The following is a 15,940-nucleotide window of genomic DNA, read 5'->3' as shown; positions in this document are numbered from 1 at the left end:
TTATTTTCCTATTGCTTCAATTTTTGTTTTTAACTTCAAACCCGGTTTAAAGGTCACCACTCTCCGAGCCACCACAGGAATCTCTTCTCCGGTTTTAGGGTTTCTACCTGGGCGCTGAGGCTTATCCCTTAAGGTGAAATTCCCAAATCCGGATAGTTTGACATGTTGGCCACTTTCTAAGGCATGCCGCAACTCTTCAAAAAAATTTTCTACTATTTCCTTAGATACTGGTTTAGATAACTCTAATTCGTCACACAAGTTTTCTGCCATTATAGCTTTGCTTAGTGCATTCACGATTATTCCCTCAGTATGATTGAAAATTCATTTTGTAATGTCTTGATTATAGCACTAATTAACGAGTTGATCTCTGCGTCAACTAAAGTCCTACTATCATCTTGCAATGTCATCGCTACGGCTAAGCTTTTTTTACCATCAGGAATACCTTTCCCCATGTATACGTCAAATACGTCAAAAGACTTTAACCAATTTTCTTTGATACTTGCTCTAATAGCCGTTTCAATTTCCATGGCATTAATCTGTTTATCAACTAAAAAGGATAAGTCCCTTCTAATTTGAGGGTACTTTGAAATAGTTTTATAGCGCGGCGCGCTGGAATTAATTAAAACGGCTAAATTGATTTCAAATAATATAACATCATGCTGAAGATCGAGCGCATCCATTAATTTGGGGTGGAGTACACCTATCCATCCGGCATGTTGGCCATGAACAATTATTTGTGCTGATTGGCCAGGATGCAATGCATCATGAGTAGCAGGGATAAACTCAGCTTGCTCTATTTTTAATGATGCGAATAATGCCTGCAGGTCTCCTTTTAGATCAAAAAAATCAAAATAGCGCGTCGTTTCGCTCCAGTTTGCATTTCCTTGTTCGCCCACCAATAAACCAGCAACACAAGCTCTTTCCTGCAATTGTCCTTGATTGACATCAAAGACGACACCTACCTCAAAAAATTTAATCGCATTCTGCTGTCTATGAATATTATAAATCATAGAAGCAAGTAATCCAGGCCACATCCCAACACGCATTTGCGATAACTCTGATGAAATAGGATTAAGCAATTGCATAAACTCTTGCTGCGGATAAATGGCTTGTTGTAATTCCGGATCCACGAAACTATAACTGATGGTTTCATTGTAGCCGCGGCTACGAAACCAGGTTGCAAGTTGTTGCGCAATTCGCTCATTAGAACTTGACTGTCCCGCCTGAACCAACGTGTTCATAGGCTGAGCCTTTAAATTGTCGTAACCATAAAGTCTAATGATTTCCTCAACCAAATCAACATCTTGCTGAATATCAAATCGATGCGTAGGAATTTTCACATCAAAAATACCGTTCATATCCTGAAGAAGGGTAACACCTATCCCCTCTAACAAGCTCTTCATTTCTTCTAGAGAAATAGAAAGTCCAGTTATTTTCTGCACTTTAGCGGTATCAAATGAAAATGCATTTTTTACAGGCAAATACTCTGTACTACAAGACTCAATCACCGGGCCAGCTTCACCACCAGAGATAGATAAGATCAATGATGTTGCTCGTTCAAGCGCCCTTGTTTGCAAGTATGGATCAACACCACGCTCAAAACGTTGAGAGGAATCGCTAAATAAACCATACTTCCTAGCAACACCGGCTATGGTTACTGGATGAAAATAAGCACTTTCTAAAAATACATTTTGCGTGTGTGCTTGAACTGCACTGTCAGCTCCCCCCATAATACCTGCCATTGCTAAAGGCTTCTCGTCATCAGCAATGACCAATACTTTATCACTTAACGTAATTTCCTGCCCATCTAAAAGTTCTAAATGTTCCGATTCGTTACTAAAACGAACATTTATTCCTCCTTTCAGCTGAGACAAGTCAAATGCGTGCATGGGCTGGCCTAGCTCAAGCATCACATAATTCATCACATCAACAACAGGATGAAGTGTCCTAATGCCACCTCGGCGTAACCGTTCAGCCATCCATAAAGGAGTCGTTGCCTCTGAGTTAATATTACGAATAATCCGCCCACAATAACGAGGGCAAGCTTCAGCATTTTTTAAATTAATAGCAAGTACATCATCTACTGATGGGGTAACAGTATCAATAGACGGTTCAATTAAAGGCAATTTATTTAATACAGATAGTTCGCGAGCAACACCCAAAACGCTAAAACAATCAGCACGGTTAGGGGTTAAATCGATGTCCAATACATGATCGTCTAGAGAGAGATATTCACGTAAACTCATACCTACTGGAGCATCATCCGCTAACTCCATGATGCCATCAGACTGTTCAGCAAGACCTAACTCGGTAACGGAACACAACATCCCTTGAGACAACTCTCCGCGTAACTTAGATTCTTTAATTTTGAGGCCACCAGGTAATTGTGCGCCGACCATTGCCAAGGCGACCTTTAGGCCCGGTCTTACGTTTCTGGCACCACAAACGACTTTTAATACCTGATCTGCTCCGGCGTTAACATCACATAATGTCAATTTATCAGCATCTGGATGAGGTTTAGTACTGAGTACTTCAGCAACAACCACCTGAGTAAATTCTCCAGCTACAGGACTTACAGAGTCTACCTCTAGACCTGCCATAGTCAATTGAGCGGCTAACTCCTGCTCAGTTAATGAGAAATTAACCCATTCATGTAACCATAATTTACTTACTTTCATCTATTGTCCCCATCACCTATCATGACTGTTCGGAAAAGTAACTGTAGATAGAGCCTTAGCTCAACATAAAATGGCTACTTCAACCAAGCAGTAATAAATTACTTATGCGACCACTTGCTTTACAACGAGTGCGTTAAAACTGGCTTAAAAAGGTTAGATCGTTTTCAAACATCATGCGTAAATCATCTATCCCATAATATAACATGGCTAATCTATCCATCCCCATCCCAAAGGCCCAGCCTTGATATTCATCAGGAGAAATGTTGACCGCTCGCAACACATTAGGATGTACCATACCGCAACCTAATACCTCAAGCCAGCCTGTATACTTACAAGAGCGACACCCTTTTCCATAACATTGAGTACACTCAATATCGACTTCTGCTGAGGGTTCAGTAAAAGGGAAATACGATGGTCTAAATCTAAGCGCAAGCTCACGTCCAAAGAAATGGGCAAAAAAATCTTGGAGTAGCCCCTTTAATCCAGCTAAAGTTGCTTGTTGATCGATTAATAAGCCTTCTACCTGGTGGAACATTGGAGTATGGGTCAGATCGGAATCACATCGATAAACGCGACCAGGAGCAATTAACCGAAAAGGTGGTTTACGTTGCTCCATAGTACGTACTTGCACAGGAGAAGTATGCGTGCGCAATAAACGTCCATCACCAAAATAAAAAGTATCATGCATTGCTCGAGCAGGATGATGGCCTGGAATATTTAATGCTTCAAAATTATAAAATTCAGTTTCGATTTCAGGTCCATCAACTATATCAAAACCCAAACGACTGAAATATTCATTAATGCGATGTTTCACCTGAGTGACTGGATGTAATGAGCCAGATAATTTATTGCGACCAGGAAGAGTGACATCAATTTTTTCTGCTGATAGTTTTGCCAACAATTGTTGTTCTTTTAATTCCTGCAGCTTCGTTTCAATTAAGGCACCAATGTCACGTTTTGCCTGATTAACTAACTGCCCTACTTTAGGCTTTTCTTCAGCAGATAAACCTGCAAGCCCCTTTAAAATCTCTGTGAGCTTTCCTTTTTTACCTAGAAAGTCAACACGAATTGATTCTAAAGTTGCAATATCTTGAGCTTTATTAATTGCATCAGAAGCCTGTTCTTGTATGGTGATGATATCTTGCATATTTTTACCCACAAGTAAAAAGGAGGCCTTAGCCTCCTCGATATATTTATTTGTAACTGCTTTGAGCTGAGTTACATTGGACCTTATTACGATTTATCTATGTTTTTTAAAACACGTTCTTGCAATAAAAAGTCCATCTAATAACAAATTAATCTTTTAATGCAGCTTTAGCTTTTTCAGCAATCGCAGCAAATGTTACTTTGTCATTAACGGCCATGTCAGCCAGTATTTTCCTATCCAATTCAATAGATGCTTTTTTCAAACCATCAATCAAACGGCTGTAAGACATGCCACACTCACGAGCTTGCGCATTAATACGAACTATCCATAATGCACGGAATTGACGTTTTTTCTGACGTCTGTCTCTGTATGCATATTGGCCAGCTTTAATTACCGCTTGCTTTGCTACTCTATAGGTTCGGCTACGGGCGCCGTAATAACCTTTAGCTAGATCTAAAATTTTCTTATGACGCGCTTTTGCTGTCACACCACGTTTAACTCTTGGCATTTTTTATTCCTCCCCTTAACTACCGTGCAACATACGCTCTGCTAAACGAGCATCGCATGACTTTAATCTGCTTGCACCTACGCGTAAGTGGCGTTTTTGTTTAGTAGATTTTTTAGTGAGGATATGATTCCTATAAGCACCACGACGTTTAATCGCGCCACTTGCTGTCTTACGGAAGCGTTTAGACGCTCCACGATGTGACTTTAACTTTGGCATAACATTATACTCCGCATTAATATTTGTCATATCACAACAAATATAATTAGTTATTTAGTTTTTTTAGGTGCTAATACCATCAGTAATTGTCTTCCTTCGCGTTTAGCATGTTGCTCAACTATTGCAAATTCAGCAGTATCTGCCTGTAAACGCTCCAGAATTTTCATACCAAGTTCCTGATGAGCCATTTCACGACCACGAAAACGTAGTGTAATTTTGACCTTATCACCATGATTCAGGAAACGGATCAGGTTGCGTAGCTTGACCTGATAATCTCCATCTTCCGTCGTAGGACGGAATTTTAGTTCTTTAACCTGAATTTGCTTTTGCTTTTTCCTTGCTTCAGCTTGTTTTTTATTCAGTTCAAAGACAAACTTACCATAGTCCATTATACGGCAAACTGGCGGCTTGGCAGTGGGAGATATCTCCACTAAATCCAACCCATCCTCTTCTGCTGCACGTAATGCTTCCCTTGTAGATACAATTCCTGCCTGGTTACCATCGACATCAATTAAGCGTACCTCAGGTACAGTGATCTGTTCATTAATTCGTGCGCGATCATTTTCACGCTTAGTTGGTGCACTAATGGTTTCTTCCTCCAGTTAGTTATTTATAAAGATCCTTTGCGGGCAATTTCCTGCAACAAAGTATCGCTAATTGTATCTATCGTCATCACTCCCAAGTCTACGCCCTCACGGCTACGTACAGCGACTTGGCCAGTTTCGACTTCTTTATCACCTATAATCAATAAATAGGGTACCTTTTGTAAGGTATGTTCACGAATTTTAAAGCCAATCTTCTCATTTCTCAAGTCAAAATTTGCACGAATACCTTTTTTTTGCAAAATTTGACTCACTTTTTCTGCGTATTCATTCTGTTTTTCACTAATAGTAAGAACACATGCCTGTATAGGTGATAACCATAATGGTAGTTTGCCAGCATAATGTTCTATTAAAATTCCCATGAAACGCTCAAAAGATCCTAAAATAGCCCTATGCAACATGACTGGAATTTGTTTGCTACCATTTTCAGCAACATAACTGGCCTCTAAACGTGCCGGCATAGAAAAATCGACTTGTATCGTGCCACATTGCCAAATTCGCCCCAAACAATCAGATAAAGAACATTCTATCTTGGGACCATAAAACGCGCCCTCACCAGGTGCATCAATCCACTCGATATTTCTTCCTTGCATTGCAAGCTTTAAAGCATTTTCTGCTTTATCCCATACGTCATCTGAGCCAACTCGTTTCTCAGGGCGTAACGCTAAACGATACTTAATCTCATTGAAGCCAAAATCAGTGTACACTGATTGCACTAACTCCAACATCATCGCTACTTCGGACTGAATTTGGTCTTCAGTACAGAAAATATGGGCATCATCTTGCACCATATTGCGAACTCTCATTAGTCCATGTAATGAGCCAGAGGGTTCACAGCGATGGCAATTACCAAACTCTGAGAGTCTTAAAGGTAGATCTCTATAACTTTTTAATCCTTGGTTATACACTTGTACGTGACAAGGGCAGTTCATTGGTTTGACCGCATAGTGTCTATTGTCTGTTTCAGTAACAAACATCTCGTCTCTAAAATTGTCCCAATGCCCAGATTTTTCCCATAGCACTTTATCGACTAATTGTGGTGTTTTAATTTCTTGGTAACCAAAATCAGCCAAGCGCATACGCATATAACGCTCTAACTCTTGGTAAATGGTCCATCCTTTGGGATGCCAAAAAACCATTCCAGGAGCAATCTCTTGAAAATGAAATAGCTCAAGTGCTTTCCCTAATTTACGATGATCTCGTTTTTCAGCTTCTTCAATACGAAACAAATAATCAGCTAAAGATTTTTTATCAGCCCAAGCAGTACCATAAATACGTTGTAACATCTCATTATTCGAGTCACCTCGCCAATAAGCTCCTGCTAGCTTGGTCAACTTAAACGCTTTTAAAAAGCCTGTAGCAGGGACATGAGGACCGCGACACAAGTCTTCAAAATCACCTTGTTTATACAAAGAAAGCACTTCATCTTCAGGAATATCAGCAATGATCTTCGCCTTATATTCCTCACCTATACTTTTAAAATAATTTATTGCATCATCTCGCGATAATTCTCTACGCGTAACAGGATAATTCGCTTTTGCCAACTCCAGCATTTTGGCTTCTATTGCTTCTAAATCTTCAGGAGTGAATGGTCTTTGAAGCGCAAAATCATAATAAAATCCATCGTCAATAACTGGGCCTATAGTGACTTGTGCGGTAGGAAAAAGAGCCTTCACCGCCTGAGCAAGCAAATGTGCTGTAGAATGACGAATAACTTCCAAACTTTCTTCTTGCTTTTCGGTCAAGATGACTAAAGAACAATTGTTTTTAATCAGAAAAGAGGTATCTACTAAGCGATCGTCAACACGGCCAGCCAAAGCAGCCTTGGCCAATCCCGGGCTGATATGATGGGCTACATCATAAACAGTTAAAGGGGCCTCAAAATGTTTTACACTTCCGTCAGGTAATTTAATGTCTGGCATAGTCTTATCCGCCTTTAGCATCCGTAAAGCATTTTTCAGGAGCCTCGCAAAACGCGGAACTCCTCACTAAAATTTGATTTTAACAGATTGCTTAATTCCTCTATTAAAATCAACTTGTCGAGTTCGAAATTTTACAAGCCTTTTTATTCAAAAAAAAACCCTGCAAAAGCAGGGTTTTGATCTTCAATATTCGGTGTAGTAGTTGCTCTTGTAGATTCTACTATTATTTCAGGCTACATGGTAGGCACGAGTGGGATCGAACCACCGACCACCACCATGTCAAGGTGGTGCTCTACCACTGAGCTACGTGCCTATTATTCGACCTGCATTCAAATTGGCTTGAATTATATCCAAGGTATGATTATAAAGCAAATTATTTTACTCGTTTTTGGATTAATTATTTATGTGGTTTAAAATTACGAATGAACGTGTCACGTTACAAGTGTATGTTAAACCTAACGCTAGTAAGACAGCACTTCTGGAGATCAATCAAGATGCGTTACACATTGCCGTTCATGCACAGCCCCAAGACGGTAAAGCAAATAAGGAACTTATCCTTTTTATAGCCAAACTATTAAAAATACCTAAAACGCAAATTATGTTGGTACGAGGACAGGAAAGTCGCCATAAATTATTAAGTCTTCCATTAACAGAAACTCTACAACAATTTATCAATAGCCCTTCATCCTTTAAAATCTGAGCGTCTTTGCCCCCTGCCGCAAAGCCCTCAGGGCTTTGCGCTCTTCTTGTAATCTAGTTTTAACTTTTTTTATTCTCTTCAAATGAACCTGATTCTAAAAACCGCTTGATTAACTCCTTTGTGCGAGCATGATTCATAATAAAAGTGTGGGTTGCATTAACGACAACAGGTTCAGGATAACCATCCAAACGAGCGGAGGATGGAGGCACCTTAGCATCAAATCGTCCGGCAATGATTCCTATTTTAATATTGGGTATTGGAACATGATGAACGTAGGCCGCTTGATCGGAACTTAATTCGGCCAAAGGTTTAACGAAATAATTAAGCATCGGCAACACTTTGACTGAGAACTTAGCAAGCGCAGATCCTTGATTAGGTGGTGCCAGCATGACTACAGAATCGACATTTTTTAATTGTTCTTTCGGCAGCCTCCCTAGTGCCTCTCGAATAATGACTCCCCCGAGACTATGAGTAATAAAGTGTATTTTTGCTCCAGGATTTTCTGCTAATAATTTAACAATATATTGATTTAAATCAACTGCATGCTCATGAATGCTGTATCGTGCAGACGTGTATTTATAATAATAAACCGTATATCCTTGCTTCTCAAAATAAGATTTTAATGGCCCCATACTCATGTAGGTTCGCATTAAACCATGGATTAACACGATTATTTCGCCCCTATGTTGGGCTTGGGTATGCAATGACGAGGAACTTGCCTTGGTTTGTAATTGATGATTAGGTAATAAAGCAAAGGCTTGAGTGATACCAACTATAGAAAAAAATAGGATTAGTAAAAATTTTAAAAAAAAATCCTTGTTAATCGATTGATTCAAGGTTACTCCTTTGTATGTTGCTTGTAAAAAAATATCTTTATAATTAATTGTCTTTTCAATAGACCTCGTTCCAAACTCGCTGTGAAGAAGGAAATGCAAGTAGACACGGAGAGCAGAACCTGAGTGTACACGAAAGTCACATGAGGATTCGAGTACTGAATCGATGAAGCAATTTCCCGCCACAGTAGAATTTGCTCGTCTGTTTCGCAGACACTCTGCTTTTTAAAAAGAAACCTTAATGAGTCGACTGTGGCCAGTTTTATTCTTAATCACAAACTCTGTCAATGTCTTTAATCTTAATGGAACGTAAGTAGTTAATTGATTTACCTCTTCAGCTACTGAATATCCGATTGATACCGACACCTTGGTTTGCTCAACGAAGCAGTAACGTGCAACGCATGTTGACAATTCCAATAATCAATATTAGCGTAACTCAATGATTAAACGTAGTAACTCAACTTGTTTTCTCAAAATGCCCGTACAAGCTTGAATCCTTACCTTTAATCAAGTTTATTACCCAACCCCAAAGATCAGCGACAACCTTTAACAGGGAGAAAACATGAAGGAGCGTTTATTGCTTGTACTGATGACAGTAATGTTGTGTTATACCAATCTATCGCATGCCGATTATATTTTTCATTCAAATAACACCAACTCTTGTGAGCATATTTCTGGTAGCTGGGCTGGAAAAGGTCAGGCATATAACTGGATTTTAGGAAGCTGTAAATATCATGGTTCAGGAACAGTCTCTATCCCAGACAAAGACGGAAATTTTGCCATTACAGTGAGTGCATATAAGGATTCGGGTAGCAGCCTTTGTCCTAACCACTCAGCAAAACAGCTCCATGGAGTTTGTATTAATGGAGAGGTCACCATCCATACAGAGTTCGGCAATTTGCTAGGTACTTTTTCGGAACATGAAGGTAACGCTCAAGGCACCTTATATGTTGCCCCTGGAATAGATGCAAAAATAGAGATTCAATTTCAACGTACAGAATAAACGAAACGATTTATTTTGGTTAAAATAATTTCTTAATGAAACCTTTATTCTCATTAAATTAACGTCAGTTTCGGATAAGGAAGTTAGTGTCTAGACATCCCCCTTCTCAACATGAACGGTTCCGATGTAGGTGGTATTCTTATGCGAAAATGACATTGAATTACATTCTTGTACCATTGGATTATCAAATAATCCAATGGTATGTAGCATAACATCTGTAATAGCCCTGACTCCTCATGATAATAATACTTACTCGAACGCCCGAATTGGATCATTCCCTGAGGGAACTAACACCCCAGCGATTAAACAGCCCCACAGCGCTTTAGTAAGATCTCTAAAAGCCTAATACCTAAATCAACTTCCTCTTTGGTAATCAGCAATGAAGGCGCAAGGGTGAATACATTTTTATAGTATCCGCCTATATCCAATACTAGACCGTATTTTTTATTCTCAATATCTAAATCCCCTTTTAATCCTTCATTAAAAATGGCATCCGCCAATTTTCTGTTAGGGGTATAGCCGTCTTCCTCACATAATTCAATTCGTAATGCCAAGCCAAGACCATTAACATCACCAATCATTTTCCAACGGGTTTTCAATCCTTTCAATTGCTCCAGAAAGTAAGCACCTATTTCATTTACTTGATGTTCAAGCGGTCCATTGGTCATTAAATTCATTACCTCTAAACCAACAGCAGTGCCTAGTGGGTTAGAGGAGTATGTGGAATGGGTGGATCCTGGCGGAAATTTTTCCGGTGAAATGAGATCTTCTCGCGCCCAAATTCCTGAGATAGGATTCAAACCATTAGTGAGTGCTTTGCCAAAGACGATGATATCCGGATTCACCCCAAAGTGCTCAAAAGACCAAAATTTACCGGTTCGATAAAAACCCATTTGAATTTCATCAGCTACGATTAATATATTGCGCTCTTTTAACGTTTTTGCTATTTCCTGAAAATAATCAGGAGGTGGAATCACATAACCGCCAGTCCCTTGAATAAACTCAATAAAAAATGCCCCGTATTCTGCCTCACCAGCTTTATCATCCCAAACGGCGTTATATTCTGTATCGAATAGTTTTTTAAATTGATTAGCACAATATAATTTACAGCTTTCTTTTTTCATTTCATAGGGACAACGAAAACAATAGGGAAATGGCTGGAAAAAAGCTCTATCGGAGAAATGACCAAATCGTCTTCGATAGCGATAACTTGATGTAATGCTCGATGCACCAAGAGTTCTACCATGGTATCCCCCCATAAAAGCCAGCATTAAGTTCTTTTTTGTTTCATTGCGTACTATCTTAAGAGCATCTTCTATGGCTTGAGAACCACCTACATTAAAATGCACCCTTCCCTTTTGCCCCGTTTTTTCCTCTATATTTTTGCATAATGCCTCAGCCAATTCGACTTTCTCTTGATGAAGATATTGACAGGCCAGCTGTGGTAACGTATCAATTTGCTGTTTTAATACCTCGTTTAATTGTTTATTTTTATATCCCAAGTTCACTGCGGAATACCACATTTGCAAATCCAAGAAAGGTACACTTTCATTATCATATAGATAGCTTCCCTCACAATTAGTAAAAAATTTAGGTGGATTGGCATAATGCACCGTATCGCCGAAAGAACAATATTGACTATCTTTTTTTAAAAGTGAAGGAATATCCATTGTGACACCTCATAATAATTTAATAACCGTCATAATTTAATAACCGTCTTTTCAGCCCGACTTATGGGCATATTTAAGTTAGAACAGAACTGCCTGTTTCCTCCCATTGTTTCATTACTGCAATAATGTCTTGGAAACTGCTAAATTCACAAAACGGAATATGTTTGCTCATGCAATAGTCTTTGAGCGAGTCCTTGGCAAATACAAAATCTGCCCGCTCAGCCAGACAGGTGTCTGATTGGCCATTACCAATCAAAATGATCTTCTCTTCTTCGTTATAACAGAGGCGTTGACTAACAACACATTTGCAACAACCAGATCTTTTTTTGCATTTAGAAGCATAGGGAAAAGAAATGGAGACCCCATCCTCTGTAAGATGCATCTTATTTGCAAATACAGGTATGTTATTGATCTTATGCTGTTCCAGCATTTTATAAATTGGATAATCAATCCCGTCGCTAGCAATAGCTATTGTTCCCAATTTTACAGCGTAATGGCAAAAGTTAATAAAGGAATAATCGATATCTACATGGTCAAGGAAGCTTTTTAGTGTGTCTTCTTTTACTTCAATTAGCTCAAATTGTAATTTCATGCACTCCATAGAACCTATTTCATTATTTTTCCAGCGCTGTTCAATAGATAAATATTCTTTAGAGGCAAATGACTCTAATAGAACATCAATAGTATCGTTAATTGAAATAGTTCCATCAAAGTCCACAATAAATAACATAATCAATTTACCCCTCTACTGTCGCCAAACCAGCTATTTATTGGCTACTAAAAAATGGAGAACATGAGCCGCCACTTCGTTTTTCTTTTTATCTAAAGTAATGACGTGATAGCAATCGTTCAGATAACATAATTTAATTTGCTTCGTTCCAATTTTCCTTTGTAAGAACTCCACATTTTTAATGCTTGCCATATCATCTTCTAATGAATGAATAATTAACGCCGGACAATGAATATGCGGTAACAAACGTTTTGTATCTCGTATCAAATTATTTACTTCTTTTAAGCTTGAACCAGATATTTTCATAATTCCAATTTGCTCTGAGGCATTGCTTCGTTGATTTTTCATAATCAACTCAATAGATTGCCTTACTCGCTCATCTTTAATTCCATAGGGAGAGCGTTCTTTAAATGCTGTTAAAAATCGTAAGGGTGTATGTATTATAAAAGGCATTAAGAGATTTATTTTTAATTTTGACATATTCCAGCCATCATAAAAAAATACAAGACTCAACAAGATCACTCCAACTAATTTCTCTTTCTTCTCTGCGGCTAATTTAAGAGCAAGCAGTCCTCCCACAGAAAGGCCGGCGACATAGATCTGATCGCAATGCTCTGCAAGTAGGTTGTATGCTTTTTCTACCGACTCATACCAATCATGACGATTCGATAATTTTAAATCCTTCTCAGAAGAGCAATGCCCTGCTAATTGTGGTATTGCAATGGTAATATTTTCCTTCCATAGTTGATTACCAAACTCGAGAACCTCGCCCGGGGTCCCACTAAAACCATGAATGATAAGGATTCCTGTTTTTCCTGCCTTCTTAAATACTCCTTTTTCCCCAACACCATTGCTAAATTGATTATTTATCTTTTGTACTGAAATTGAACCTGGGGCAGTAGCAAAGTAATCGGCTATCATATTGATCGTTGGAAAATCCCAAAATAGGCCTAAGTCTATTTTTTTATTCAGAAATTTCTCTAACTCATCAACTATGCCTACCAGTTCAAGGGAATCAATGCCAAATTCAGTAAAAGCCTGGTTACAATCAACAGACTCTGGTTTTATTTGAGAGCGAACTGCGATTTTATTAATTAACCAAGCTCTTAATTCATTCGCTTGCACAAGCTGCATTTCATCAGATCCAGGTACAATATGTTTATCATTTGTTATTTGATCGACAAACCATAACTTCACTATTGGCAAATCACGTTTGCATAATAGTTCTCTACATAGTCTTCTTTGAATTTTTCCGCTAGTAGTTTTTGGTAGTTCTCTAGGTTTTATCAACGCAATAGTATGTACTGCAAGCTGATGATCTCTAGCAATTGATTGGGTAATGGAGTGAATTACTGAGTCATAGTCATGAAACTCATTCACCTCACATACTATGGCCAATTTTTCTTCATATTCAACTTCCATACTGAACGCCGCAACACATCCCGCTCTTACGGCTGAATGCGCATAAGAAACAGTTAACTCTAAATCTTGAGGATAAAAATTTGCACCATGAATAATGATCAAATCCTTAATTCGACCACAAATAAATAGTTGGTTCTGATGAATAAATCCTAAATCCCCTGTTCTTAGATAAGATGCATTAGAATGATCATCGGCTAATTTCGCCTGAAACACCTCCTTTGTTAACTCAGGTTGGTTCCAGTACCCTTGTGCAATGCTCTTATTATGCTCTATCCAAATTTCGCCTACTTTATTTTCAGCTAAAAGCTGAAAATTGTCTGGATCTGCAATTTTTACATTAAACGACGGCCTACCAACACCCACTAATAATTTTGCATCTTTATCGTTTAAAGCAATATGATCCACTTCTCGTTTCTTTAATGAAGTATTAGAAAAAGAGCCTGATAAGTAATTCTGACTTGGTCCAACCGCGCTAACAAAAACAGTAGACTCAGCTAGACCATAGCAGGGGCAAAAGGCTTCATGGCTTAACCCACACTCCTTAAAATACTCATAAAATTTTTCTATTGTGTCCGCATGTATAGGTTCAGCACCACAAAATGCAATTTTCCAAGAGCTCAAATCCAGTGATTTTTTCTGTTCAGGGGTAATTCTATTGACGCAGTATTCATAAGCAAAATTGGGTCCCCCCGTGATCGTTACTTTATGCTTGGTAATCATTTCTAACCAGGATAGAGGTCTTCGTAGAAAGTCCATAGGGGAAAATAGAATAGATGGGCTCCTGGCAAAAATTGGAGAAAAGATACCTCCAATCAAGCCCATATCATGATATGGCGGCAACCAGAAACAGGCAACCAGGTCAGATTGGCTACCACACATACCCGCATGTATAGCCTCAAGATTATGCATTAAATTTTGATGTGTTAGCATAATCCCCTTAGGCTGACTTGTTGAGCCAGAACTGTATTGAAATAAAACCACCTGTTCGGGCTCAATCTCTATAGGATTATAGACAGTCTCTTTTTTCAATTGATCGGTTACCACCCATTTGAGACTATCCACATCCCAATTGGATAACTCAAATACCTTGTGCAGCATTCGTTTTGATAGATGGTGAACGAGGGGAATTTTAAATAGTGATTTTGCTAACTTTAACTGATTGAATTTAACTGAGAAATCTTTCACACATAAAGCGAGACGTGGTTTAGCGTCTGCTATAATATGTTGTATTTTTTGCACAAATTTATCATTCAATGGAGGGTAGGTTAATATACATACTCCTCCTACATACATACAGGCGAACATGGCAATGATTAATTCAAAACCAGGAGGATATACCAACAACACCCTATCGCCAGGTTTAATTGTCTTCTGTAATAGTCCCGCAACTGCAAGTGCTTTATCCCTCAGTTCCTTGTAAGTCAATGTTTGTAAAATTCCTGATTTCGCATCGTAGAATTTAAATGCCACCTGGTCGGGAAGTTCGGATGCTCGTATGTCTATAAGTCGTGTAAGAGTAGGAATAGTTTTATTCTCAGCAATACTCATTGGTATTTCCTTCTAAGTCAATTGTGAACCATTCCAGGGTATCCCTTCTTTATCCTGGTTTATTTGACTTATTCCATTACTGGTTAATTATAGGACAATGATTTCATTTAGCTAGCATTTGCACAATAATATTTCACACATGAATACTATTGCGGGAAGAAAGGTCTGAATAGAGGGGATTCTATTCAGACCCAATTGGTGCGAGGTTGGCTTACTACGGTTACGCCACTTTCCTCTGTTTTGGACTTTTAAGTGATACTTGTTCCATCGTGTATCACTTCCTTCCTTGTTTGTTTGTTTGGACTTTAGAAACTTTTTCCTTCGTTTCGCAGGAGATTATAATCGATTGGTTTCCAATGTCAACATTTAATTTCCAAACGAAACTCAAAGTTTCCAATGATATCCTAATTTGCAGGTTGGCCTTCCCTTTGTTACACTTTACCTAGTTCTCAGTATTCAGGTCGTTTGTATCCTCATGGAAAAAGTCAACTTAACCAAACAGTTTGCTTATCGTCTTCGTGATGCCATGATTGCTGTAGGATTCAATTCGCAACGCTCCACTTCGGGAGTTTGCATTCATAAGTTAGCAGAGATAACGGGGTATTCGGTTCAGATATGTCGAAAGTATCTGCGCGGAGAAGCGATACCTGAACCAGTAAAGCTCATGGAAATTGCAGAGAAACTACAGGTTTCTCCTGGTTGGCTGCTATTCGGCGATGCCCATAATGATCAAGGTATCGCGCAAAATAAGATAACGATAAGCAAAAATTTACTTCACTATATTTTCACCAGAGCAGCATGTCTATATAATGGCGATCTGGAAAAACAAGAGATACCTAATTTTTTGATGGAGTTGATTAACGATATTAGTCTAATCAATGCCAATGAAGAGCAATCTAAAAAAATTATAGATCTAGCTTTATCTTCAGTGAAGCATTTTAGCCATCCGCAAGGAATGTAG

The 15,940-nt window shown here is 38.7% G+C and carries 14 protein-coding genes and 1 tRNA gene; 3 read left to right on the top strand and 12 right to left on the bottom strand.

Going from position 1 to position 15,940, the window contains the following annotated elements:
* The 8 genes from LFA_RS01580 to LFA_RS01545 all read right to left on the bottom strand — a co-directional run bounded on the left by LFA_RS01580 (window position 1) and on the right by LFA_RS01545 (window position 7,386).
* Complete coding sequence (locus tag LFA_RS01580; RefSeq protein WP_084602084.1) at window positions 1–294, bottom strand: integration host factor subunit alpha; 294 nt, start codon at window positions 292–294, stop codon at window positions 1–3.
* A 2-nt stretch (window positions 295–296) separates the two neighbouring features.
* Complete coding sequence (pheT, locus tag LFA_RS01575; RefSeq protein WP_045094630.1) at window positions 297–2,678, bottom strand: phenylalanine--tRNA ligase subunit beta; 2,382 nt, start codon at window positions 2,676–2,678, stop codon at window positions 297–299.
* 133 nt (window positions 2,679–2,811) lie between these two features.
* A complete protein-coding gene (gene pheS, locus LFA_RS01570; RefSeq protein ID WP_045094629.1) occupies window positions 2,812–3,825 on the bottom strand; it encodes a phenylalanine--tRNA ligase subunit alpha in 1,014 nt (337 codons plus the stop codon).
* 148 nt (window positions 3,826–3,973) lie between these two features.
* Window positions 3,974–4,333 (bottom strand): 50S ribosomal protein L20, encoded by a 360-nt coding sequence (gene rplT / locus LFA_RS01565; protein WP_045094628.1) that lies wholly within the window; start codon window positions 4,331–4,333, stop codon window positions 3,974–3,976.
* Window positions 4,334–4,348: 15 nt separating this feature from the next.
* Entirely contained in the window at window positions 4,349–4,549 is a 201-nt protein-coding gene (gene rpmI / locus LFA_RS01560) for a 50S ribosomal protein L35 (protein ID WP_045094627.1), read from the bottom strand.
* 50 nt (window positions 4,550–4,599) lie between these two features.
* A complete protein-coding gene (infC, locus tag LFA_RS01555; RefSeq protein WP_045094626.1) occupies window positions 4,600–5,136 on the bottom strand; it encodes a translation initiation factor IF-3 in 537 nt (178 codons plus the stop codon).
* Window positions 5,137–5,159: 23 nt separating this feature from the next.
* On the bottom strand, window positions 5,160–7,073 hold the full coding sequence (thrS, locus tag LFA_RS01550) for a threonine--tRNA ligase (protein WP_045094625.1): 1,914 nt from the start codon (window positions 7,071–7,073) through the stop codon (window positions 5,160–5,162).
* Between the two features lie 238 nt (window positions 7,074–7,311).
* Window positions 7,312–7,386, bottom strand: a tRNA-Val gene (locus LFA_RS01545).
* Window positions 7,387–7,476: 90 nt separating this feature from the next.
* On the opposite strand from LFA_RS01545, the gene LFA_RS01540 reads away from it, so the two are divergent.
* Entirely contained in the window at window positions 7,477–7,773 is a 297-nt protein-coding gene (locus LFA_RS01540; protein WP_045094624.1) for a DUF167 domain-containing protein, read from the top strand.
* A 59-nt stretch (window positions 7,774–7,832) separates the two neighbouring features.
* Here the strand turns inward: LFA_RS01540 and LFA_RS01535 are convergent, their stop codons facing one another.
* Window positions 7,833–8,609 (bottom strand): esterase/lipase family protein, encoded by a 777-nt coding sequence (locus LFA_RS01535; protein ID WP_045094623.1) that lies wholly within the window; start codon window positions 8,607–8,609, stop codon window positions 7,833–7,835.
* A 559-nt stretch (window positions 8,610–9,168) separates the two neighbouring features.
* On the opposite strand from LFA_RS01535, the gene LFA_RS01530 reads away from it, so the two are divergent.
* Window positions 9,169–9,609 carry a hypothetical protein gene (locus tag LFA_RS01530; protein WP_045094622.1) on the top strand — a complete coding sequence of 147 codons (441 nt, stop codon included), beginning with the start codon at window positions 9,169–9,171 and terminating at the stop codon, window positions 9,607–9,609.
* A gap of 302 nt (window positions 9,610–9,911) precedes the next feature.
* Here the strand turns inward: LFA_RS01530 and LFA_RS01525 are convergent, their stop codons facing one another.
* From LFA_RS01525 to LFA_RS18715, 3 genes are all read right to left on the bottom strand, one after another.
* Complete coding sequence (locus LFA_RS01525; RefSeq protein WP_045094621.1) at window positions 9,912–11,279, bottom strand: aspartate aminotransferase family protein; 1,368 nt, start codon at window positions 11,277–11,279, stop codon at window positions 9,912–9,914.
* Window positions 11,280–11,352: 73 nt separating this feature from the next.
* Complete coding sequence (locus LFA_RS01520; protein WP_045094620.1) at window positions 11,353–12,009, bottom strand: MtnX-like HAD-IB family phosphatase; 657 nt, start codon at window positions 12,007–12,009, stop codon at window positions 11,353–11,355.
* Window positions 12,010–12,042: 33 nt separating this feature from the next.
* Window positions 12,043–14,979 carry an alpha/beta fold hydrolase gene (locus LFA_RS18715; RefSeq protein ID WP_052673813.1) on the bottom strand — a complete coding sequence of 979 codons (2,937 nt, stop codon included), beginning with the start codon at window positions 14,977–14,979 and terminating at the stop codon, window positions 12,043–12,045.
* A gap of 475 nt (window positions 14,980–15,454) precedes the next feature.
* Here LFA_RS18715 and LFA_RS01510 point away from each other — a divergent pair, with 475 nt between their 5' ends.
* Complete coding sequence (locus LFA_RS01510; protein WP_045094619.1) at window positions 15,455–15,940, top strand: helix-turn-helix domain-containing protein; 486 nt, start codon at window positions 15,455–15,457, stop codon at window positions 15,938–15,940.

The sequence above is a fragment of the Legionella fallonii LLAP-10 genome, assembly GCF_000953135.1.
In the GTDB taxonomy this organism is placed as follows: Bacteria; Pseudomonadota; Gammaproteobacteria; order Legionellales; family Legionellaceae; genus Legionella; species Legionella fallonii.
Note: the sequence above shows the minus strand (reverse complement) of the source record. Positions and strands in the feature narration are given on the sequence as shown.

What these genes read in the sequence shown, in the direction of transcription:
- pheT (WP_045094630.1), bottom strand. Translation starts at nt 2,678, where the DNA reads ATGAAAGTAAGTAAATTATGGTTACATGAATGGGTTAATTTCTCATTA.
- pheS (WP_045094629.1), bottom strand. Translation starts at nt 3,825, where the DNA reads ATGCAAGATATCATCACCATACAAGAACAGGCTTCTGATGCAATTAAT.
- rplT (WP_045094628.1), bottom strand. Translation starts at nt 4,333, where the DNA reads ATGCCAAGAGTTAAACGTGGTGTGACAGCAAAAGCGCGTCATAAGAAA.
- rpmI (WP_045094627.1), bottom strand. Translation starts at nt 4,549, where the DNA reads ATGCCAAAGTTAAAGTCACATCGTGGAGCGTCTAAACGCTTCCGTAAG.
- thrS (WP_045094625.1), bottom strand. Translation starts at nt 7,073, where the DNA reads ATGCCAGACATTAAATTACCTGACGGAAGTGTAAAACATTTTGAGGCC.
- LFA_RS01540 (WP_045094624.1), top strand. Translation starts at nt 7,477, where the DNA reads ATGTGGTTTAAAATTACGAATGAACGTGTCACGTTACAAGTGTATGTT.
- LFA_RS01530 (WP_045094622.1), top strand. Translation starts at nt 9,169, where the DNA reads ATGAAGGAGCGTTTATTGCTTGTACTGATGACAGTAATGTTGTGTTAT.
- LFA_RS01525 (WP_045094621.1), bottom strand. Translation starts at nt 11,279, where the DNA reads ATGGATATTCCTTCACTTTTAAAAAAAGATAGTCAATATTGTTCTTTC.
- LFA_RS01520 (WP_045094620.1), bottom strand. Translation starts at nt 12,009, where the DNA reads ATGTTATTTATTGTGGACTTTGATGGAACTATTTCAATTAACGATACT.
- LFA_RS18715 (WP_052673813.1), bottom strand. Translation starts at nt 14,979, where the DNA reads ATGAGTATTGCTGAGAATAAAACTATTCCTACTCTTACACGACTTATA.
- LFA_RS01510 (WP_045094619.1), top strand. Translation starts at nt 15,455, where the DNA reads ATGGAAAAAGTCAACTTAACCAAACAGTTTGCTTATCGTCTTCGTGAT.